Here is a 21,955-nt window from a genome sequence, read left to right on the forward strand (position 1 = left end):
GAAGATTTATCGGAAAATTAAAAAGAGAAAGGGGTTTACCATATGGCAGGATTTAACATGAAAGTAACACCGGAAATAGAAAGCCTGACAGGAATCTGTAAGGAGCATACCAGTCTTGATCTGTCACTTTATCAGAAATACGATGTAAAGCGAGGTCTTCGTGATATCAATGGTAAGGGCGTTCTTGCAGGCCTGACTCAGGTTTCCAATGTATGTGCAGTGAAGGTAGTTGACGGCAAGGAGGTGCCCTGTGCAGGAAGTCTTTCCTACAGAGGCTATGACATTAAGGAGCTTACCCGAGGATTTATTGAAGATGACAGATACGGTTTCGAGGAGACTACTTATCTCTTGCTGTTTGGCAGGCTTCCCAATGAGACGGAGCTTCAGAGCTTTACCAGGCTTCTGGCCAATCAGAGATCCCTTCCCACCAATTTCGTAAGGGACGTTATTATGAAGGCACCTTCCAAGGACATTATGAATGCCCTGTCAAGAAGTGTACTTACACTTTATTGCTACGATAAGGAGCCGGATGATATTTCCCTTCCGAATGTATTGAGACAGTGCCTGAACCTGATCAGCGTATTTCCTCTTTTATCCGTATACGGCTATCAGGCCTACAACCATTATGTATGCGGCAAGAGCCTTTACATTCACAATCCGAAGAAGGAGCTTTCCACAGCAGAGAATATTCTGCGTATGCTCCGTCCTGACAAAAAGTATTCCCACCTGGAGGCGAAGATCCTGGATCTTGCCCTGATCCTCCACATGGAGCATGGCGGTGGTAACAACTCTACCTTTACCACCCATGTAGTATCTTCCTCAGGTACCGATACGTATTCCGCGATCGCAGCCGCCCTTGGCTCCTTAAAGGGACCGAAGCACGGCGGTGCCAACATCAAGGTTGTAAGCATGTTCCAGGATCTGAAGAAGCATGTTAAGGATATTTCCGATGAAGAAGAGGTAAGAGAGTATCTGCGCAAGCTTCTTCATAAGGAAGTCTTCGATAAAAGAGGTCTTATCTATGGTATGGGACACGCTATCTACTCTGTATCCGATCCCCGTGCCCAGGTTCTCAAGGGCTTCGTAGAGACCCTTGCAAAGGAGAAGGGCCGCATGAAGGAATACAACCTTTACGCCATGGTTGAGAAAATGGCACCTGAGGTAATCGCTGAGGAACGCCATATTTACAAGGGCGTCAGCGCAAATGTGGACTTTTACAGCGGCTTTGTATACAGCATGCTGGATCTGCCCCTTGAGCTTTATACACCGATTTTTGCAGTGGCACGTATTGTAGGATGGAGTGCCCACCGAATGGAAGAGCTGATCAACACAGATAAGATCATTCGTCCGGCATACAAGAATGTACTGCCGCCTGCACAATATGTACCTCTTAAGGAGCGTGAATAGAAATGACAGAAGCAACAGAAGCAACAGAAGTTTCATCCTCTCTTATTCTGGAGGGTGGAGGAAACAGAGGCGTATTTACAGCAGGAGCATTGGATTTCCTTATGGAAAAGGATGTGAAATTCCCCTATGTTGTGGGTGTTTCCGCAGGCTCCTGCAATGCCCTTGACTATGTTTCCCATCAGCCGGGGCGCACCAGGGACTGTATGATTGTAGAGGACAAGGAGAATAGCTACATTGCCACCAGGGCTGCCCTTAAGAAGCACCAGCTTTTTGACATGGACATGGTATTTGACAGATATCCAAATGAGCTGTTTCCTTTTGACTTTGACACCTTTTTCCAGTCCGATATCCAGTGTGAAATGGTAGTGACAAATTGCCTGACAGGTGATGCGGAATATATGTCTGAGAAGCATGACAGGCAGCGGCTGATGGATATCGGAAGAGCCTCCTCCAGCATTCCCCTTGTAAGTCCTGCTGTGGAGATAGACGGAGTTCCCTACCTGGACGGAGGAGTCGCAGATTCCATTCCCCTGATCCATGCCATGGAGAAGGGCTATCGCAAGAATGTGGTGATCCTTACCAGAAATAAGGGCTACCGCAAGAAGAAGCCCGGTAAAAGCACACCTGTCTATGTAGCTGCCTTTCGCCATTATCCGGAGCTTCTGAATACCTTATATAACCGCTACCGCAATTACAACCGAACCCTGGAGCTTATAGAGAAATGGGAGCAGGAGGGACACATTTTTGTAATTCGTCCGGAGCTGCCTGCCGTAGGAAGAGCAGAGACCAATAAGGACAAGCTGATGGATTTTTATCAGCATGGCTATGAGGTAATGAAGGAGCGCTATGAGGAGCTGCAGGCTTACCTGCACAGCTGACAGAATATAAAGAAATAAAGGATGTAACAGAATGTTTGAACGCTTTTTTCCGGATGAATATCTGGATTCAGCATATGTAGTAAACTATAAGAAATTATACCAGGAGGGCTATCGGGGGCTTTTGTTCGATGTTGACAATACCCTGGTTCCTCATGGGGCACCGGCTGACGAGAGAGCCATACAGCTTTTTAAGGAGCTGCGGGACATAGGATTTTCCTGCTGTCTGGTGTCCAACAATAAGAAAAAAAGAGTTGCACCCTTTGCCAGTCTTGTGGGTGCCGAATATATTGAACTGGCATCCAAGCCATCCAGAAGAGGCTATGAGAGAGCCATGGAGCGGCTTGGAACAAACTCCGGGAATACGGTATTCATCGGAGACCAGCTATTTACGGACATTTGGGGGGCTAAGAATGCCGGTCTTCGCAACATTTTGGTGAAGCCTATACACCCGAAGGAAGAGATCCAGATCGTGCTGAAGCGCTATCTGGAAAGAATCGTATTACATTTTTATACCAAGGAGGAGAAGAATTCATGAACCATATTGTGGTTATCGGATTTATGGGTTCTGGCAAGACAAGAGTGGGGAAACGTCTGTCCAGTGACCTGGGACTGACATTTGTAGATGTAGACAAGGTGATCGTCCGCAAAATGAACATGCCTGTGAAGGAGATCTTTCAGAGATTTGGGGAGCCATATTACCGCGCACTGGAGACCATGACCGTGAAGGCACTGATCGAGGACAAGGAGAAGAAGGTGATTTCCCTTGGCGCAGGTCTTCCGATCCAGGAGCAGAATGAGAAATATATCAAACAGCTTGGTACAGTTGTTTACCTGAAGGGCTCTGCAGAAACCTTCCGCAAGAGACTGGAAGGAAACAACAATCCACTTCTGGAAGGAGATAACCAGGAGGAGAAGATCAAGAAGCTTCTGAAGCAGCGCGACCCGATCTATCATAAATTTGCAGATATTGAGGTAGTAACAGGCGTGAAGCCTTTCGAGGAGCTGATCAAGGAAATTGAGAGTAAGCTTCCCTGAGAGTGAGCTGTGAGCGGTTCCATATCCATGATTTTCAAGAAAAATCTCTCATTATAAAAAAAGTAGTTGAAAAAATGGTACATATATTATAAAATATTGCTAGTCACAAGCACTATAAGGAGGAAAAATTAATTATGATTTCAGCAGGTGATTTCAGAAACGGTGTCACAGTAGAAATTGATGGCAACGTTTGTCAGATCGTAGAATTCCAGCATGTTAAGCCGGGTAAAGGAGCTGCTTTCGTTAGAACCAAATACAAAAACATTATCACAGGATCCGTATTAGAGAAATCCTTCCGTCCTACAGAGAAATTCCCTACAGCACGTATTGAGCGTGTTGATATGCAGTATCTGTACAATGACGGCGGATTATACTACTTCATGAACGTAGAGACATTTGACCAGGTTGGTCTTACAGAAGAGCAGGTTGGCGATTCTCTGAAGTTTGTTAAAGAGAACGAGATGGTTAAGATCTGTTCCCACAATGGCAATGTATTCGCTATCGAGCCGCCGTTATTCGTTGAGCTTGTAGTTACAGAGACAGAGCCAGGATTCGCTGGAAATACAGCACAGGGTGCTACCAAGCCAGCTACAGTTGAGACTGGAGCACAGGTTATGGTTCCTCTGTTCGTTAACCAGGGAGACAAGCTTAAGATTGATACCAGAACAGGTGAGTATCTGTCCCGTGTTTAATGTTTGAATAAGCGTAAGGTTTTGTGTGCCATCGGCGATTGCGCCGGTGGCATATTTTATATTCTAAAGCGGACGCATTTTGGCAAGTGATATTCCACGCAGGTCGGTGCAACGCTACGGTGAACTAACGACCAACTCCGACTAAGACGTTCGGGAGAGCCCTCACGCCTAAGTCTATGTAGGTCGTGGATTTCACCTTCGCTAAGAACGCACCTGAAATGACCTGCTTAGGAATATCAATTGCCGAAATGCTGTGGGCTGGTTAGAACTATTGAATAGGTAGATAAGGAGAGAATGAAATGGAGTACACAATACTAGGAAAAACAGGACTTCGGATTTCACGGATGGGCTTCGGCGGAATCCCCATTCAGAGAATTGACGCAGAGGGAACCAAGGCACTGATGAAGCAGCTTATGGATGAAGGTGTTAACTACATTGACACCGCAAGAGGCTATACAGTCAGTGAGGAATATCTTGGTTATGCATTGGAGGGAATCCGGGACAAGTTTGTGCTTGCCACCAAGAGTATGGCCAGAACCAAGGATGCTATGGCAGCAGATATTGAGAAAAGTCTTGGAAATCTTCGCACAGACCACATTGATCTGTACCAGGTACATAACCCAAGCATGGAGCAGCTGGATACAGTTGTAGGCGAAGGGGGCGCACTGGAAGCCCTCATGGAAGCCAAGGCAGCAGGCAAAATCAGTCACATCGGTCTTACCGCACATTCCACAGAAGTGTTTGAACGTGCTTTAAGTCTTGACTGGGTGGAGACCATCATGTTCCCATATAATATAGTAGAAAGTCAGGGAGAAGAGCTGATCCACAAATGCCAGGAGAAAAATGTAGGCTTCATTGCCATGAAACCTCTGGCTGGCGGCGCTATTGAGAACGGAACCCTTGCCCTTCGCTACGTCTGTTCCAATCCTGCCGTTACCGTGGTGATCCCGGGAATGGCAGAGGTATCCGAATTAGAAGAGAACATCAAAGCATGTGCAGACACCACACCCCTTACTAAGGAGGAGCTTTCCCAGATGGAAGATGTTCGCCATCAGCTTGGCACCAATTTCTGCCGCCGCTGCAATTACTGTGCGCCATGTACAGTAGGAATCAGCATTCCAAGCGCCTTCCTTTTCGCAGGCTACCTGGAACGCTACAATCTTGCAGATTGGGCGCGGGACCGTTACGGAAGCCTTGGGGTAAAAGCATCCGCCTGCGTAGGCTGCGGCAAATGCGAAACCAGATGTCCATACCATCTTCCAATCCGGGAAATGCTGAAAAAGGTGGCCGAGGAATTCGGAGAATAGAACCAGGTGACATGTTCGCTCTACAAGTAAGTCCCGGAAGCATTGAATCCTCAATACTTCCGGGACTCCTGGAAAAAACAGGCTGTTATTATTTACCATTCTTCTTTTCGTTTTTCAACAACAACCTTACATCTTTTCTTATAGAAAGCGATACCGTAAAGTGTTATATCGTGGCGTCCGTCATTTCTCAAATACTCATAATATCTCCGGCTCTTAATTTGCTCAATCGCTTTTGCACAGGCCTTATCTAAGCCTGATATGTCTTTTGAATACTTAAGCTCAAAGACAATCCCTGCATCTGGATTTTCCGGTTTAATAATGATATCTGCAAAGCCTTCCCCAGCCTCCACATTTGACCGAACCACCCAGTTCGTGTTTCCAATCAGCAAGCCTACCAAAAACGTATGATAAGAACTCTCCTTTTCTTTTTCCGGTGCTTTCGTGTCAAAGACACTGATGGAATTACTAAGAGTCCGATTTAAATATTGTTCTATTGATGATACATTTCCTTCTTCAACAGACTTCCAGAAAAAGGTTAATTGTTCCGTATTCGCACGTACTTTTTTATCAAACCATTCCTGTATTTGAACCTTATAGACCTCTTTCACTTCTTTATTGGGAATGACCAGCTTATATGCGCCCTGGTCTGTGATTCCGGCTTGGGTCAGATAGCCTGTGGTAAATAAAACACTCCAGATATTTTCAATGCTATTGTCAATCTCATCGTAGGTCAATTCCAATCTGACATTTTTTTCAATAGGCTCGCCTGCAACCAAACGCTCGATTTCATCCTGGGTTGTCTTGTTTGCCCTGGTGATGAAATTTTTGACAAGAATGTTTCCGCTGGTATTGATCCAGTAGCACTGTGGCATTGCTGTTGGATTCTTACAAAGGAGATCTACATGATTGATCACATCCCATGGACAATAAATATCTGCAGCTCCAAAATGGTAACCATCGTACCACTCTTTTATTTCAGGCAAATGCCCTTCCAAATGATAGGTCTTCAGCAGTTTGCTTACTTCCTCTTCAGTGAAACCAAATTGTTCATCAAAGCGAACATCTGTAATGGACAAAACCTTGAAATTATTCAGACCAGTGAAAATACTCTCCTTCGAAACACGCAGACATCCGGTTAAAACTGCAAACTGCAGGAACTGGTTGGTTTTCAGAGCATCTCCGAATAACGCGCGAAGCAGTGACAGCATTTCCTGGTAATAGCCGTTTTGATATGCCTTGTCCAAAGGAACATCGTACTCATCAATCAAGATGATCGTCTTCTGCCCATAATAGTGAAACAACAATTCCGATAATGTCTGCAGCGCCGCTTCAAGAGTTTCATCATCCATCAAATATTTGCCGCTGCTCATTCGAACCAATGCACCATATCTGGCCTTTTCATTTTCTGTCAGTCTGTCACTGTCTTTCAGAAAATGGAATCGCTCTGCCTCCAGAGCAACTAACTTAACCAGCTTTGCTTTCGCTTTTGCAAAGGTTTCGCCCTCGACACCTTTTAATGTAAGAAATATTACAGGAAACTTCCCAAGATATTCTTCCACAAGATCCTTTCTTTGTGAAATATTAAGTCCCTCAAATAAGGTGCTATCAGTCCCGATCTCGAAAAAATAACGGAGCATACTCATGTTCAGTGTTTTTCCAAAACGCCGGGGTCTTGTAAACAGATTTACCTTTCCCCAGTTGTCAAGAAGCTGCTCGATCAATTTCGTTTTATCAATATAGTAAAAACCAAGTCGGCGAATTTCCCGAAAATCTTCAATGCCAACCGGAAGCTTCAGCAATGCAGCCATATTTTCACGCTCCCTTCCAAAGCTATACTCCTGAACCTAAAATACCTCTCATGTATTTTGATTTTATCATCTGAAGGAATAAATGGCAAGATGAAGCACCAGAAACTATCCCTTGACAACCTGAAGCCGTTTGCCTTATAATAAACCAAAAGCGCAACCGCTTAAACTTCGTCTGCGTACCAGAACTACCTATTATAATCCATTTAGGGCTTGTACTGGTTTCGACGGGGGTTTTGAAGTTGTGGAAGCCATCCGCAGTCTCCCGAACTGCGTAATAACGGGAAATTCTAAATATAAACGCTGACGATCAGTTAGTAATGGCAGCCTAAGTGCTGCCCGTCAGTCCTGTTGCACTCACACCTCAGGAGTCTGGCGTCGACCTTGTGAGAAACCTTGCCGGGTAAGCTTTGCCCCGGTAGATGTATTATGAAGCTACTGAAGCAGTAAGCCTGTCGGTGGGCGTGCTGCAAAGGGAATGTTAATACAGCGACTGTGATGGGAGATGCCGCAAGGGATAGACTTTCGGACGCGGGTTCAATTCCCGCCAGGTCCACTTAAGAGACAAGGGTGTTTATTATGGCACCCACAGGGCAAGCCCCGGAAACATTGAACTTGGATGTTTTCGGGGCTTTTTTCTACAAATTTGCAATCAACTCTATTTATTAATAAAACCAAAGTCCCAAAGGAGAAGTGCTATGAACAAAATTCTTATACATCAATTTGGTCCAATTTGCGAAGCTGAAATAGATTTAGATAAAAAAATGCAGGTATTTATAGGCACTCAGGCATCTGGGAAAAGTACAGCCTGTAAAGTTATTTACTATTGCCAGAAGATAAGGGATTATACGCTGGAATTCTTAATGGATGGTGCACAGTATACAGACAATCACAAAAATGAATATTTTAATAATTATATGAAATATCTGACCAGACAGTTTATGGGATGCTTCGGCAAAACCACACACATGCAAAACTTCAAGATAGAGTACTTTTTTGGAGAAAAGAAAATAGAAATCACTCTGAATAAAGATGGATATGTCCGCTTTCGCTTTGCTGAAAATTTAAAATATGCATTAAATGAACTGATATATGAAGCATCTGTAATGTTTTTGGCAACGCTAAACAGTGAACAAATTAATTCCATAATCGATAATATTACTGCTCTGGCAATGCTGAAACAGCAGTTCAAGGAACGTTTGTATAAGCTTTTTGAAAATAATGCGGACATTATCTATATCCCCGCAGGAAGAAGTCTTCTGGCCACCATGTCAGAGCAGCTGCATGATTTTTCTATTTCAGATATGGATCTGACAATGCAGGATTTTATCAATCTGATCAGAAATACAAAAAGCAAATTTGGAAGCAAAATTCCGGAAATTGTAAAAGACTATACTAAAACTGTAAAAGGTCAAATTAATAATATTTCACTTGACACAGCATACAGTCTCATAAAAGATATTTTTAAAGCGGATTATACCAGCGAAATGGATGGAGAAAAAATTTACTTTGATGAAAGACATTGGGTAAAACTGATGTATGGTTCCTCCGGGCAGCAGGAGGTACTGTGGATTCTGATGCTGGCCTTTATCATTATTCTGGAAAAAAAGAAGAGCTTTGTAATTATAGAAGAACCGGAAGCACATTTATTTCCAATTGCCCAGAAAAATGTTGTAAGCCTGATTTCTTTGATGGTTAACTCCACAGATAGCAGAGCAATTATTACAACACACAGTCCATATATTTTAACATCTTTAAATATCCTGTTGTATTCGGACAAGATTGAAAATGGACCAAAGAGTAAAGGTACGGTAGTTATTGCAAAAAATTTACGTGTTAATTATAAGACATTTGCTGCTTTCAAACTGGAAAATACAAGATCAGGATTAAGCAGCATGGAAAACCTGCTGGATGAAGAAAGCCATATGATCAGTACTGATTATATTGATGAAGTTTCATCAATCACAAATTCGGAACTGGAGCGCTTACTGGACAAGGAGATGGATGAATGATATGTAATAAAGTGGAAAAATGCATAGAAGAACAGCTTGTCAATCAAAAGACTACTGCATGTGTAAATAAAAACATTGAGTGTATTGAAGTATCCGATAATCGCTCAAGGATAAAGTGTGAGGAACGCAAGAAAAAATACATCCTGGAGAATACCCGGAAAGATCATGTGATTTTATATAAAATGGATGGCGGTATAATTCCACAGGATAAATCAGTCCCGCCGGGAATCTGCAAATGTGATTATTTATTTGTACTTGGAGGACAGGAATGTGAGGCTATTTTAACAGAACTGAAAGGCGTGGACGTAGCTCATTCATTAAAACAGATTGACGGAACATTATCACAGTTTAAAGCTTTGTTTTCCGCTTTTAACCATGTATATGCAAGAATAATAGTGGCTTCATCCACTCCAAACATAAAAGCAAGCCCGAATTACGTCAATTTGGTCAAAAAGCTGCGAAATAACTACAGAGGAAATCTTAAGATTGCAGAGAAGCAGTTGGTGGAGAAAGATGTTGATTTATTGAAATGAGTTATTTCGATATACATTTTGGATGGTTCGGCTTTCTGTTCATCGAATGAAAACAAGATAAAAATATCTTTTTTTAGAAAATAGTAAAATTATGAGGAAAAATGGAATTTCGGTTGTATAATAAGATAAGAGATAATTCTTAATTATCCATTAAATTTTATTATATATCGAACTTTAGAAAAAATAGAGGATATAAAAATGCCATTAAACAAAGAACAATTTCTCAAACAATTTACACGTCAAGCACTTGATGAAAGAATTTCTCTTTTTGTTGGTGCTGGTGCATCAATCAACGCAGGTTATCCTTCCTGGTATAGTTTGCTTAAGCCGCTTGCAAAAGAACTCGGTACACCATTAAGCGATTCAACAAATTACTATAAACTTGCCCAATATTATTCTAATAATTTTGGACAGCCAGAATTATTGAAAAGAATTAATGAAGTATTAAATAAAAATGACTGTGACAGTCCTTTAATTAATGAGCTTATAGATATTGGATTTTCAAATATATGGACAACTAATTTTGATAATGTGCTAGAAAACAACTACAAAAAGCGTAATATTTTAATTAATAAAGTATTTAGAGATTCTGATTTATCTAATGTTGAGCTTAATAAGCGAATTAATATATATAAAATGAATGGAGATATCACAAATCCTGATGGCATTGTTGCGACACAAGAAGATTATGAGAAATATTCATATAATCATCGTATGATGTTAATGTTTTTTAAAAGAGAATTAATATCAAGTACTTTTTTGTTTATTGGATATAGTTTTTCGGATTATTTAGTAATGGACTGTTTAAGCGAAATTGCAAAGTATCTTGGCAATGCAACACCTCAACATTACACAATCCTAAAAAGAGAGAAAGATAATCCATATTTTGATTATTTTATTCATGATTTAGAACTTAGATATCATATTAAAGTTTTTCTCGTAGATGAATACGACGAGATACTTTTTGTATTGAAAGAATTAAATGAAAGAATACGGAATAAGAAAGTATTTATTTCTGGTGCATTTCGCTCATTTAATCAAGAAGTGGTAAAATATTCTCATAATCTTTCACGTAGTATAAGTTATCAACTTTTAGAGAACGATTATCGTATTGTAAATGGAATTGGTCGACACTTTGGTACACATATTATTGGATACGCAAATGAGTATCTTGCTCAAAAAGGCATTAAGGATAAAGAAAAATATATTATTGTTAAGCCTTTTGTTGGATTTGGTGAAAATTCTTTGGAAAATAAGAAGAAACTTCGAGAAGATGTTATTAAAGGGTGTGGTGCAGTAATATTTGCTTTTGGTGATTATAATCCAGATGCTCCAAATCCTAATAGTGGTGTTAAAGAAGAATTTGAAATAGCATTGAAATATCATAAAACAATTATCCCCATTGCTTATCCTGATATGCGATCAGAACAAATATGGCTGCAAATAAAAAATAATTTAACATTATATCCCTACCTGGAAAAAAGCATACTTTCCCTTACTTCTCAGAACGATACAGAAACACTAGCGAAAACAATTGTTTATATTTTGAATTCTGTACAAGAACCATAATAGCACTCTATTAATATACATATTGAATTTTCCAATAACCATAATTCTCTGTAGTCTATTAACAAATTAAGAAGATTTTCTGTAAATAATCTATCAAATATTTTGCAAGGAACTTTACATATTTGTCGTAATGCTGGATCATTAGATTCTGTAATTATTATGTATATAGCGTAAAGCAAGGTGATTTTACTATTAAGATTTGAATTGTCAACCCTGATATAGTTTTCAAACAAATGCCTGATTGATCTTGGAAGTGGTAATTTACTTTGAATTATTTCGTTAATATTTTTGTATTTACAGTTATTTAACATATCGCAAGTGATTTTACAGACAATATGGTTGCATATTTCTAATGTTCCAGTACTACGATCAGCTTCTTTAAAAATTAATTTCTTAATCCAAGCAAATACAGGCGGAATATCCGAAGGCTTTAATTCATACAATACTGGAAAAACTGTAACTTCGCCTTTAAAATATCTTAATTTTAAAGTTTGAATCTCTTCTCTAGCACAGAATGAAGTAATTGTATTATGAGACAAAATTATTATTGCATATTTTGATTTTCCAGCTCCTTCTTCAATATTTTTTTTGAACCGATCATCTCCCATTATCATTTCGTATCTATCATACCAGACATTGATACCATAGTTTTTTAAGTGATACACAATTGGCTGAGCAATAACGTATCTATCTTTTGCCGAAAAACATATAAATAATTTATCCGAGAATTTTTTCATATTACTCCTTTAACTTAAATGTTTTATTCAGAAGCAATTAATATGGTCATAAAATTAGCTGTTTTGACAATGTTAATAAACTTCTAATTGCTCCAAAATTTTTAATACTGTTGAATATACTATATTAATATCGTCATTTGCATTTATTTCTATAATGGGATAAGGTTCACTTGGAATAATATCTTCATATTTTGCCTGTTTTAATATTAATGCTTGTCGGCTTTCACTATAATGCGGTGGAATACCGGTCTTTCTGCTTCTTTGTTGTATTCTTGCAATTGCTATGTCAACATCTACATTTAGGTATATACCTATATCGGGATTAGGCAGGCATTCCAAAGCTTTTGATAAACAATTACATGAAGGCTGAAGGAATAATTCTGTGAATAATTTAATACAGAGGACATATCTATCAAGAATTACATTTTTTCCAGTATCTAAAATCGGTAATATTTCATTATACATTCGAAAAATAACGCTACCAATATGAAGTACATGCTTAAATTCATGAGAAAAAATATCATTTCTATGAAATTGAAGAGTTTTTTCCGCTTGATATAATTCTTCTTCAAAGACAGCATTTTTTATACAAGAAGTACATATGGTATTTTCTAATTTACTTTTATTTAATATTTCAAGAAGACTAGACTTCCCACTGCCATCTATGCCAAATAAGCAAATAAGTTTTCCTCTCATTAGTTAATTTCCTTTGTGAATTTATTGATAATTAAGAATTATCGAATATACAAGGTACGTCTTTCTAAGAATATAAGTAACTTTCGCAAGGCTTTTTTGACAAACCCCACCTTTTCCAGTACTGTGATACCAAAAAGAGAAAAAGGGGTACCACCATGAACTTACAAGACAAAGTAAAACCATACTTAGAATACTGCACATACAGAAAAGAACTAGACACGAAAACAATAAAAGCATACCGAATCGATTTAACCCAGTTCTTTTCTTATGTACATAGCAACGAGCCAGAAAAAGAAACTATCGAGCAGTACATCACAGAACTACACAAAAAATACAAACAGAAAACAATAAAAAGAAAAATTGCCTCCATAAAAGCCTTTTACAGTTACTTAGAAGAAGAGGAACTGGTAGAGCAGAATCCTTTTCGGAAAATAAAAGTGAAATTTAAAGAAACCATCATTCTTCCACGTATCATACCCCGGGAAGAAATCGAGCAGCTGCTCAATTACATATATGCCAGCATAAGCAGTCTTTCAGGAATTCAATATAAGCACACTTTACGTGACGCCGCAGTTATCGAAGTGTTTTTCGCTACAGGTGCCAGAGTATATGAAATCTCCAACATCCGGGCAGAGAGTATAAATTTAAATTCCGGTCTGAAACGGGATGAATATCTGATAAAAAGAACAGAAAAATTAATTCAAATGTTGCCAAAGGGGACGGAAACAAAAAATAGGGCAGAGACAGAGCTCTTAGCATTGACTCCAGAGCTACAGGATTTAATTATTATTGCAGGAAATATTTATGGTGCAGTGATAAATGGTGATGTACTGGACTATGCTCTTGAAAAAAGTATGATGCAGTATAATGATAATGTATGTAGATTGTTGGCGGGAGAACGGAAATTTCTTTACGAATGCTACAGGAGTGTATTAGCCAATATTTTTACAGATGAACAAAAAAATATATTTTATGCGTATCTGCTTATAAGAACTGATTTCAGAGGAGAAGTTATCCAAAACAATGATAAAATTGGATTTGCAAATTTTTCAGACTATCAAGATCGAAAAGAGTATTTTATAGAAGGGCATAAGGCCTATGAAGACGAACTTGTGCAGCTGGCACTAAATGAAACTTTGATAAAGAAAAATATGATTTCTCTTGAAGCAAGAATCTGTCCAAAGGATACTTCGGTGAAATTATATGGTAGCTTAAAAAACTATGAGAAGTTGGTAAAAAAGGGAACATCTGAAGATACATATGAAAAATTGATATATGTATTTCATTTTCCAAAGTTGAAAGATAATGGATTTTCAGAAGGACGACCGAGAAATTATAATGTTCGTGTAAAATCAAGAAAACAAGCCAGAAGTATAGTGGCGATGCTAGAAAAGAAAAGAGAAATAAATTGCCATGTTAAAGGTATTGATGCATGTTCCAGTGAGATTGCCTGCAGACCGGAAGTGTTTGGTCAGGTGTTTCGTTATTTGTCGGATATAAGAATTGTTTCTGAATGTGTTTTCAATCAAGCGGTAAATACGGCAAGAATACCGCAGAATCTTCGTATTACCTATCACGTGGGGGAAGATTTCCTTGATCTTGTAGACGGATTACGCGCAATTGATGAAACGATATTATTTTGTAATCTGAATAGAGGCGATCGCTTAGGCCATGCATTGGCTCTTGGAATTGAACCTCAGAACTATTATTGTATGAAAGGTAATAAAGTAATTATTGCGAAACAGGTTCTTCTTGATGATGTTGTGTGGATGTATTGCAAAGCAAATGAACTGGGATGCCATATAGGAGAACAGCTGAAAACAGAATTGATAGAAACATATTATCAACTGTATAAAGAAATATATGAAAATAATATACGGGAGGAAGTTTGCCCTTCTGTTCATGAATATTATCAGGGGTGGAAATTGAGAGGAGATAATCCAGAAATTTATAAATTGAATGAGGTGCAGTTTAAGAGCGTTATTGTGAGAACAGAATTGTTGAAGTTTGACCGCTATCAATTAAACCCACGGGTCAGTAATGAAGTGCGCAGAAATAGAAAGTATCGAAGATTGTATGAGCTGTATCACTATAATGAGGCAGTCAGAAAAGAAGGAGATAAGATTACAGAATTTAAAATACATAAAGAGTATATCAATTTGGTGCGTCAAATTCAGGAACAAATGATGCAGGAACTTGCTTGTAAAGGAATTGGAATAGAAACCAATCCATCTTCTAATTATCTGATTGGGACAATAAAGAAATATGAGGAACATCCCATATTACGGTTTAATTCACGAAAACTCAAGCAGACAAATGGAAAAAATCATCTTAGTGTATCCATCAATACAGATGATCAGGGGGTATTTGATACACTTTTGGAAAACGAATATGGATTGATGGCTCTTGCATTGAAAAAAGCAACAGATGAGGATTTGAATACTTTGTATGATATAGAAGATATTTATGAATGGATCGACTATGTGCGGAGTATGGGGGTAAATCAGGTTTTTTAAGATGCCAATGGAAGAAATTGTTAAGTTCTTAAAAGAAGCAAGTGGCAGGGAAATAGATATTGGATATTTACGGATGATAAAGAGGAAAAACAAATGAGTAAAGCGAAAGTAAGTTATGATTATTTCAACAATAAGAGAGATTATCCCAAATGGCCAGACTATAGACGGAAATGTCATTTGGATATTTCAAAACGAGATTTTTTAAAGTATGCAATATTAAATGGCAGATATAACAACAACATTATGTCAGGTACAGCGCAAACATTTTATTCTTCTATTTGCCAAATGGCAGTAAAAAAAGATAGAGGATTTTGGACTTTGTCAGATGATTATAAGTATGCTGAAGACACATATAAAGCTGCAATTTCTTTTGCAATGGGGATGCTTGCTACAAGAGTTATCGCAAATAAAATATATAATGTTTCGCGTCTGTATCACTTTAAAGAAAAGCGATTTAAAGCAAATCCTAAAAAAAGTAAATTGTCACCAGATTGGTTTGGAGTAGATCAACAGATGCATCCATTTTTATTTGAAAGTAAGGGCACGGTAAAAAAGAAAATTGCTCTTCAAACAATAAATCACGCAGCCAATCAATTGAGTAATGTAAGAATAATTACAGATATTTCATCGAACAAGCAGTACTGTATAACGAATAAGCACATAATCTGTTCATGCTTTGATTTATGTAATAATGTGGACAAAGTCTGGTGTATCCATGATATAGATCCTATAGATCCCATAGAAAGTGAAGAGGATAAATTCTATATTAACATTGATGAGGAATGTTTTCTTTACTATGATGCGTTTATCAAGTATGTTGAATCATTGGAGGCTGATTGTGAACCAATGCTTATAGACAAACAAGATTACTGTTGCTGGGTATATAATAATGAAAGGTATTGTATTTTGGGGACAATATATAATTTGGTAAAATCAAGGGAATATAATGAAGAAAATGAATATCGTAATTTTAACGATAGTGTTAACAAGGAACTTAGTAAGATAAAGAATTTAGAACAAATTTTACCTGATGCTTCTTCTTATGAAGATGGAATAATAATTTGCAACCCCAATATAAATCCTGATAATAATTGAGCTGTAAATAGAAAGATTTTCCGAAATATGTATTGCTTAAGGTAGAAGCAATTTATATGATACCAGGACGGACTCACAATTTTATTAATCTTAGCAAGACTAAAGATCCTGTGGCGCAGACATAAAATACCGGTCAGCCCCGGCAAATTTTGCCAAAGCTGACCGGATTTATCTTGATACTCAGATCTTATAGAATACTTTATACCATTCTGCAAATTTTCTAAGTCCATCTCTTAAGCTGTGCTTGGTTTGAAGCCAAAATCTCTTTCAAGAGCAGTTGTGTCTGCATAAGTAACCGGCAGGACCGTAAACGGTAAAGAAGAGAAGTCCTGTGGACGGAATGTTATAGAGCTTGGAATAGGCATGCGCCACTAACTCATTGGATTTCTTGGTTTCATATGCTTCACCTATCTGTAAAATATGCTGTTTAAAGTATCATTGTTAAAGAGAAGATTCTTTTTAATCTGTGCTTTATAGTATCACTCTTGGAAAAATAATGCAATACCAAAAACGAAATTCTGTTTTAAATAGCAATACATCGTGGGAAACTGGAAAATATCTGCATTTGCTCATTAAGAAGCCTTATGTTATAATACCTAAATGTCGAAGCATGTTTGAATAATCAAAAGAGGAGATTATTTGTGGATAAAAATAATAAGGCAGCTAAAATAATGAAACATGATGTTCCGCTGCGGCTGGTGAAGGTGCTGAATATTTTTTGCCTGACCATTCCCTTTGCCTGCTGCTGGTATGGATATTATGCAGGAAAGATAGAGAATACCTTTAGCAGACGCGAAAATTTGCTGATGATTGGCTTGTTTATGGTGGTATATTTCCTTTTTGCCAGAGTTTACAGTGCTTTTCTGGTTTCCGTAAACCGTATTTCAGAAATGGTTTATAGTCAGGTGCTGGCAGCTTTGATCACAGATGGTATCAGCTATCTGGTGATTGCTCTTTTGGTAAGAGGATTTCCTAATATTATACCAGGACTTATGGCTTTTGCCGGTCAGATTTTTATGTCAGCTTTATGGTGCTTTTTGGCGCATCACTGGTATTTCAGGGCATTTCCGCCTCAGAAGACATTGATTGTCTATGATATCAGAGACGGACTGGAAAGCCTGATCAACCAGTATGATCTGGAACGGAAGTTCCATGTATGTGAGATCGTGCAGGTGAAGGAGTGTCTGGAGCATCTGGATAAGCTGGATGATATGGAGACTGTGTTTTTAAGCGGAATCCACAGCCATGACAGGAACATCATTCTGAAATACTGTATTGAGAAGAATGTAAGAGTGTATGTAATTCCAAGGGTTGGAGATGTGCTGATGAGTGGGGCTACACAGGTTCATCTGTTCCATTTACCTATGCTGAGAATCGGAAGATATGAACCAAACCCGGAGTATCTTTTTTTCAAAAGGCTGTTTGATCTGGTTATGTCAGTAACAGGAATCGTTATTTTGTCACCGATTATGTTGCTTACTGCGCTGGCAATTAAGCTATATGACAGAGGACCTGTTTTTTATGCACAGACTCGTCTGACCAAGGATGGAAAGGAATTTAATGTGCTGAAATTCCGCTCTATGAAGGTAAATGCAGAGCAGGATGGCGTGGCACGTCTTTCCAGCGGAGATAAGGATCCCAGAATAACACCGGTTGGGCGGATTATCCGAAAATGCCGCGTTGACGAGCTTCCCCAGCTCTTTAATGTGCTGAAGGGAGATATGACGTTAGTGGGACCAAGACCAGAGCGTCCATCTATTGCGGCTGAGTATGAGGAAGAAATGCCGGAGTTCCGGCTTCGCCTGCAGGCGAAAGCAGGGCTTACAGGATATGCACAGGTTTATGGGAAATACAATACCACTCCCTATGATAAGCTTCTTATGGACCTGATGTACATAAGCCATCCAAGCTTGTTGGAGGATTTGCTGATTATGTTTGCTACTGTGAAGATCCTGTTTATGCCGGAAAGCACAGAAGGAGTGGAAGAAGGGCAGATTACCGCCAAAAAGTGATGTTGGGGACAGGGATAGTGGGGCAAGGAAATGCTTGAGACCACAGCAAACTATATTGTTGATTTCAAGGAAGAGTTCAAGAAAGTAAAACTTATTATACGAGAGGTGTTAGAATGGATAAAAAAACGACGTTGGAAATGATTGCAGCAATTTCAAATGCAAACGGTACATCCGGTTTCGAGGATGAAGTGGTAGCAGCGATTCGTCCTTATGCGGAAGGACTTGGAGAAATTACAGAAGATCACATGCGCAACCTGTATATCCGCCGTAAAGAAAATAATGGCAAGCGTCCGGTTGTTCAGCTCGACGCACATAGTGACGAGGTTGGTTTTATGGTGCAGGCAATCTGCCCGAACGGAACACTTCGCATTATTCAGATCGGAGGGTGGGTTAACCACAATATTCCAGCACATAAAGTCTGGGTCCGCAACCGATTCGGAGAATATATTCCGGGGATTACTGCCAGCAAGCCTCCGCATTTCATGACAGAACAGGAGCGTAAGGCTCCTTTGGATATGAAAGATATCACGGTGGATGTTGGCGCTGTTTCAAAAGAAGAGGCAATTGAAAGGTTTGGTATTCGTATCGGTGAACCGGTAGTGCCGGATGTGACATTTACATATTCAGAAACCACAGATCTGATGGTGGGCAAGAGCTTTGACTGCCGTTTGGGATGCGCGGCGATTCTTAAGACGATGCATAACCTGGCAGGTCAGGAGCTGAATGTCGATATTGTTGGTGCTTGTGCTGCACAGGAAGAAGTAGGTGTACGTGGTGCCACCGTGACGGCACAGGTAATTAAGCCGGATATCGCAATTGTTTTTGAGGGATGCCCGGCAGATGATACCTGCGTTGAAGAGTATATGGTTCAGACAGCGATCAAGCGTGGACCGATGCTGCGTCACATGGATGCCCGTATGATCACCAATCCCCATTATCAAAGATATGCGCTGGATCTGGCAGAAAAACTTGGTATCCCGGTTCAGGATGCAGTTCGCAGTGCTGGTTCAACCAATGGTGCAGCTATACATCTGACTGAAAAAGCGGTTCCGGTTATTGTTATCGGAGTTCCGGTTCGCTATGCACATACACATTACGGGATTTCAGCTTATGCCGATTTTGATAATGCTGTTAAGCTGGCATGTGAAATTCTCAAAAGACTTGACGAAGAGCAGATTATGAGTTTCTAAAAACAGATAATATGTTCTGCATATAATAAGTTAAATCCATTTTTTATCTTCGTTGAAATGGTTCTGCTACCTTAACTTCCCAAAATGAGTAGCCCTAATGAAAACATCGCACTGATAATCCGAAACAAAATTTATACTGCATTACAGGAAGAAAACGAAAAAAAGGGTTAAAGGCAGCTCTTAACTTTGCGAAAGAACATGATATGTGTATGACTGAAGCACAGATTCAAGGTGCCAATAAAATGTAAATTTCCAGCCTAAGATGCGTTTAGGGCTATTTCAGGCTGGAAATTAAGGAAATTGGCAGAGTATCCGATGTGTTTCTGAAATAATTATTGCGGACAGGTTGATAAAATAGCTAATTTGAAGTATAATAAAATTAGCTAAAATAAGGAGGCGATGATATGATTACTGCAACCGCAACTGCAACCGAAATGCAGAACAATTTCGGAAGGTATCTGAATCTTGTGATGTCCGGACAGGAAATCATCGTGACAAAGAATGGACGGGAGGTCGGTCGGTTTATTCCGAAAGATGCCACTGTGTCTTATCTGACAGATTCCCTTACTGGAATTTTGAAGGAAGACTATGACTTGGATGAGGTCAAGGCAGAAAGCATGAGGGCAAAGTATGGTTCTGTTGATTGATACCAATATTGTGTTGGATGTTCTTCTGAATCGGCCAGGATTTGTCAAGGATTCTTCGATGATTTGGAAGCTCTGCGAGACAGAACAGGCAAAGGGCTACATTTCAACATTGACTTATGCCAATATGATGTATGTCATGAGAAAGCAGCTGACACCGGAGCAGATTGAGGAAGTGTTCCGCAAGCTGAATCTGATTTTTGAATTTGCAGATTTCAGTCCTGCAGTTCTGGAAAGAGCTGTGAATATGAAGTGGAAGGATTTCGAGGATGCTGTTCAAAGTGCAACGGCAGAATCTATCCACGCTGACTATATCATCACAAGAAATCTGAAAGATTTCACCCAGAGTAGAGTGATGGCGTTTACGCCGACTGAACTTCTGGCAAGAATCTAAAATTTGGATACCGCTGAAGCCGAGGTGTAGAGATACATCCCGGCTTTATCTGCCGAACACCAGCGAACCGAAGCCCAACAAGAAGTTACCAGGGGACAGGGACAGTGGCATTTTTCCAAAAAAATATTTCAGAAGGCAACTAAAAACAGTTGCCTCCTGAAACATAGCAGTATTGGAATCAGGCCTCGGTAAGGAACTCCCAGGTTACAGTACACAACAGGTTTTACTATTTTGGAAATCTCTTATTCCATCTGTATCGGATCATATTCTATATCCACAAGACAAGCCATAACCCCACTGATCATGGTATTATAGAAATCCGATTCCTGCAAAACGTCCAGTGCCAGATATAACACGCTGTCTCCTGCATCCTCATCATACCGGTCATTGATTGCCTGCGCCAATGTATTTCCATTATAGCCTTTCGTTTCCTGCCCCATTCCTTCCAGAACATCCAGGATTGAGGAAGCCAGGGCAATTCTGCTGTCATCCGTCCTTTCTCCGTACCATCCATCCTTATACATTAATGTAAGTTCCGGAATATCGCCGGCTTCCAGAAGAAGGAACTCTTCATCCAGATTTTTCAGGGCCTGGCTGCGAAAAACCTTTTGCACGGCATCCCGGTAGCTTTGGGAATCCACACCTATGCCATCCGCAACTATACTAAATACATCTGAGGAGATTCCAATTCCATAAGCGTAATCAATCAGATCTTTTATCTCATCCGACTGCATTTCTTCATCTGCTGCTCCTTCAGAAACCATAAATTCCAGCAGCATTTCTGAAATAATATCCTTTAAGTTTTCGTATTCCTCTTCATCATTCCAGATGCTTTTTCCAAAAAACAAAAGTTCCAAAGTAGCCTCTTCATTAAGCTTTGCAATCAGGCTTTCTTCCTCCGTCAACGGTTTGGAGGCAGCGACAGGCACTGTTGTCTGTAACAGAAATACCCCTGTCAGAATGAAGGGTAACATTTTAGTTCTTTTCATCCCAGCTTCCCTCCTCAACTTTTAATATTCACATAAGTTTCCTTCCTCATCAATGTAAAACACATTATCCGGTCCAATGTAAAAGTCTTCCACACCATCAAAATACATTACATTTCCTTCTCTATCATACCAGTAATAGGGATTTCCCGAGTAATCACCATCTCCCGGGTCACTGTTTTCCACATAATCGTCACCCGCTGTTTGTGCTTCATAAGCAATTGAGTCAGATTCTCTTAAAAAGGCGGCTTCTGGATAGATATTTCCATATCCTTCCTGAACTGGATAAATAAAAAGATCTCCCTCTTCATCAAGACTTACATCTGCTACATAACTTCCATCTGAAGAAAAAAGCTGCAATGCCGTAGTTCCGGAAGTTTTAAACGTTCCATTATTGCAAATTCTGCCCGAACGGTACGCCTATTCTGAAATTAGCGGTACATCCAT

20 protein-coding genes, 1 other RNA gene and 1 pseudogene are annotated in these 21,955 nt (G+C 39.4%); 16 read left to right on the top strand and 6 right to left on the bottom strand.

Annotated elements, in window-relative coordinates; all coding sequences use genetic code 11:
- Window positions 1–42: 42 nt before the first annotated feature.
- The 6 genes from DWZ38_RS16450 to DWZ38_RS16475 all read left to right on the top strand — a co-directional run bounded on the left by DWZ38_RS16450 (window position 43) and on the right by DWZ38_RS16475 (window position 5,319).
- Window positions 43–1,407, top strand: a complete 1,365-nt coding sequence (locus DWZ38_RS16450) for a citrate/2-methylcitrate synthase (protein ID WP_117854208.1) — start codon at window positions 43–45, stop codon at window positions 1,405–1,407.
- A gap of 2 nt (window positions 1,408–1,409) precedes the next feature.
- Window positions 1,410–2,285, top strand: coding sequence for a patatin family protein (locus DWZ38_RS16455; RefSeq protein ID WP_117854209.1), 876 nt, complete (start codon window positions 1,410–1,412; stop codon window positions 2,283–2,285).
- A 31-nt stretch (window positions 2,286–2,316) separates the two neighbouring features.
- The gene (locus DWZ38_RS16460; protein ID WP_117854210.1) at window positions 2,317–2,820 is read left to right on the top strand and encodes a YqeG family HAD IIIA-type phosphatase; all 504 of its coding nucleotides are present in this window, start codon (window positions 2,317–2,319) and stop codon (window positions 2,818–2,820) included.
- Complete coding sequence (locus DWZ38_RS16465; RefSeq protein ID WP_117854211.1) at window positions 2,817–3,320, top strand: shikimate kinase; 504 nt, start codon at window positions 2,817–2,819, stop codon at window positions 3,318–3,320. The genes DWZ38_RS16460 and DWZ38_RS16465 overlap by 4 nt, the downstream gene beginning before the upstream one ends.
- Window positions 3,321–3,454: 134 nt before the next feature.
- On the top strand, window positions 3,455–4,012 hold the full coding sequence (gene efp / locus DWZ38_RS16470) for an elongation factor P (RefSeq protein ID WP_021926717.1): 558 nt from the start codon (window positions 3,455–3,457) through the stop codon (window positions 4,010–4,012).
- Window positions 4,013–4,311: 299 nt separating this feature from the next.
- Window positions 4,312–5,319: an aldo/keto reductase gene (locus DWZ38_RS16475; protein WP_117854212.1), complete on the top strand. Its 1,008-nt coding sequence runs from the start codon at window positions 4,312–4,314 to the stop codon at window positions 5,317–5,319.
- Between the two features lie 92 nt (window positions 5,320–5,411).
- Here the strand turns inward: DWZ38_RS16475 and DWZ38_RS16480 are convergent, their stop codons facing one another.
- A complete protein-coding gene (locus tag DWZ38_RS16480; RefSeq protein WP_117854213.1) occupies window positions 5,412–7,127 on the bottom strand; it encodes an AAA family ATPase in 1,716 nt (571 codons plus the stop codon).
- Window positions 7,128–7,333: 206 nt separating this feature from the next.
- On the opposite strand from DWZ38_RS16480, the gene ssrA reads away from it, so the two are divergent.
- From ssrA to DWZ38_RS16500, 4 genes are all read left to right on the top strand, one after another.
- Window positions 7,334–7,683: a transfer-messenger RNA gene (gene ssrA / locus DWZ38_RS16485) on the top strand.
- A gap of 139 nt (window positions 7,684–7,822) precedes the next feature.
- Entirely contained in the window at window positions 7,823–9,136 is a 1,314-nt protein-coding gene (locus DWZ38_RS16490; RefSeq protein WP_117854214.1) for an AAA family ATPase, read from the top strand.
- Window positions 9,133–9,669, top strand: a complete 537-nt coding sequence (locus DWZ38_RS16495) for a hypothetical protein (RefSeq protein WP_021925296.1) — start codon at window positions 9,133–9,135, stop codon at window positions 9,667–9,669. The genes DWZ38_RS16490 and DWZ38_RS16495 overlap by 4 nt, the downstream gene beginning before the upstream one ends.
- Before the next feature lie 198 nt (window positions 9,670–9,867).
- Window positions 9,868–11,238, top strand: a complete 1,371-nt coding sequence (locus DWZ38_RS16500) for an SIR2 family protein (protein ID WP_117854215.1) — start codon at window positions 9,868–9,870, stop codon at window positions 11,236–11,238.
- Here DWZ38_RS16500 and DWZ38_RS16505 read toward each other — a convergent pair.
- Both DWZ38_RS16505 and DWZ38_RS16510 read right to left on the bottom strand, forming a co-directional pair.
- A complete protein-coding gene (locus tag DWZ38_RS16505) occupies window positions 11,208–11,975 on the bottom strand; it encodes a toll/interleukin-1 receptor domain-containing protein (RefSeq protein WP_117854216.1) in 768 nt (255 codons plus the stop codon). The genes DWZ38_RS16500 and DWZ38_RS16505 overlap by 31 nt on opposite strands.
- A gap of 72 nt (window positions 11,976–12,047) precedes the next feature.
- Window positions 12,048–12,671 (bottom strand): deoxynucleoside kinase, encoded by a 624-nt coding sequence (locus DWZ38_RS16510; RefSeq protein ID WP_117854217.1) that lies wholly within the window; start codon window positions 12,669–12,671, stop codon window positions 12,048–12,050.
- A 155-nt stretch (window positions 12,672–12,826) separates the two neighbouring features.
- Here DWZ38_RS16510 and DWZ38_RS22310 point away from each other — a divergent pair, with 155 nt between their 5' ends.
- Both DWZ38_RS22310 and DWZ38_RS16520 read left to right on the top strand, forming a co-directional pair.
- Entirely contained in the window at window positions 12,827–15,187 is a 2,361-nt protein-coding gene (locus tag DWZ38_RS22310) for a site-specific integrase (protein WP_178105357.1), read from the top strand.
- A gap of 93 nt (window positions 15,188–15,280) precedes the next feature.
- The gene (locus DWZ38_RS16520; RefSeq protein ID WP_117854218.1) at window positions 15,281–16,282 is read left to right on the top strand and encodes a hypothetical protein; all 1,002 of its coding nucleotides are present in this window, start codon (window positions 15,281–15,283) and stop codon (window positions 16,280–16,282) included.
- Window positions 16,283–16,462: 180 nt separating this feature from the next.
- Here DWZ38_RS16520 and DWZ38_RS22315 read toward each other — a convergent pair.
- Window positions 16,463–16,584 (bottom strand): annotated as a pseudogene (locus DWZ38_RS22315) (protein CapI); the annotation flags it as partial.
- A gap of 339 nt (window positions 16,585–16,923) precedes the next feature.
- On the opposite strand from DWZ38_RS22315, the gene DWZ38_RS16530 reads away from it, so the two are divergent.
- From DWZ38_RS16530 to DWZ38_RS16545, 4 genes are all read left to right on the top strand, one after another.
- Entirely contained in the window at window positions 16,924–18,294 is a 1,371-nt protein-coding gene (locus DWZ38_RS16530; protein ID WP_347520021.1) for a sugar transferase, read from the top strand.
- 113 nt (window positions 18,295–18,407) lie between these two features.
- Entirely contained in the window at window positions 18,408–19,484 is a 1,077-nt protein-coding gene (locus DWZ38_RS16535) for a M42 family peptidase (protein ID WP_117854219.1), read from the top strand.
- 404 nt (window positions 19,485–19,888) lie between these two features.
- Window positions 19,889–20,131, top strand: a complete 243-nt coding sequence (locus DWZ38_RS16540) for a type II toxin-antitoxin system prevent-host-death family antitoxin (protein WP_021924900.1) — start codon at window positions 19,889–19,891, stop codon at window positions 20,129–20,131.
- Window positions 20,115–20,522, top strand: a complete 408-nt coding sequence (locus tag DWZ38_RS16545; protein WP_117854220.1) for a PIN domain-containing protein — start codon at window positions 20,115–20,117, stop codon at window positions 20,520–20,522. Before DWZ38_RS16540 ends, DWZ38_RS16545 begins: the two co-directional genes overlap by 17 nt.
- 242 nt (window positions 20,523–20,764) lie before the next feature.
- Here DWZ38_RS16545 and DWZ38_RS16550 read toward each other — a convergent pair whose 3' ends face one another.
- Both DWZ38_RS16550 and DWZ38_RS16555 read right to left on the bottom strand, forming a co-directional pair.
- The gene (locus DWZ38_RS16550; protein ID WP_117854221.1) at window positions 20,765–21,511 is read right to left on the bottom strand and encodes a hypothetical protein; all 747 of its coding nucleotides are present in this window, start codon (window positions 21,509–21,511) and stop codon (window positions 20,765–20,767) included.
- Window positions 21,512–21,532: 21 nt separating this feature from the next.
- Window positions 21,533–21,868, bottom strand: coding sequence for a hypothetical protein (locus tag DWZ38_RS16555; RefSeq protein WP_117854222.1), 336 nt, complete (start codon window positions 21,866–21,868; stop codon window positions 21,533–21,535).
- Window positions 21,869–21,955: the final 87 nt, after the last annotated feature.

The organism is Ruminococcus sp. AF31-8BH (genome assembly GCF_003460605.1).
In the GTDB taxonomy this organism is placed as follows: domain Bacteria; phylum Bacillota; class Clostridia; order Lachnospirales; family Lachnospiraceae; genus Blautia_A; species Blautia_A acetigignens.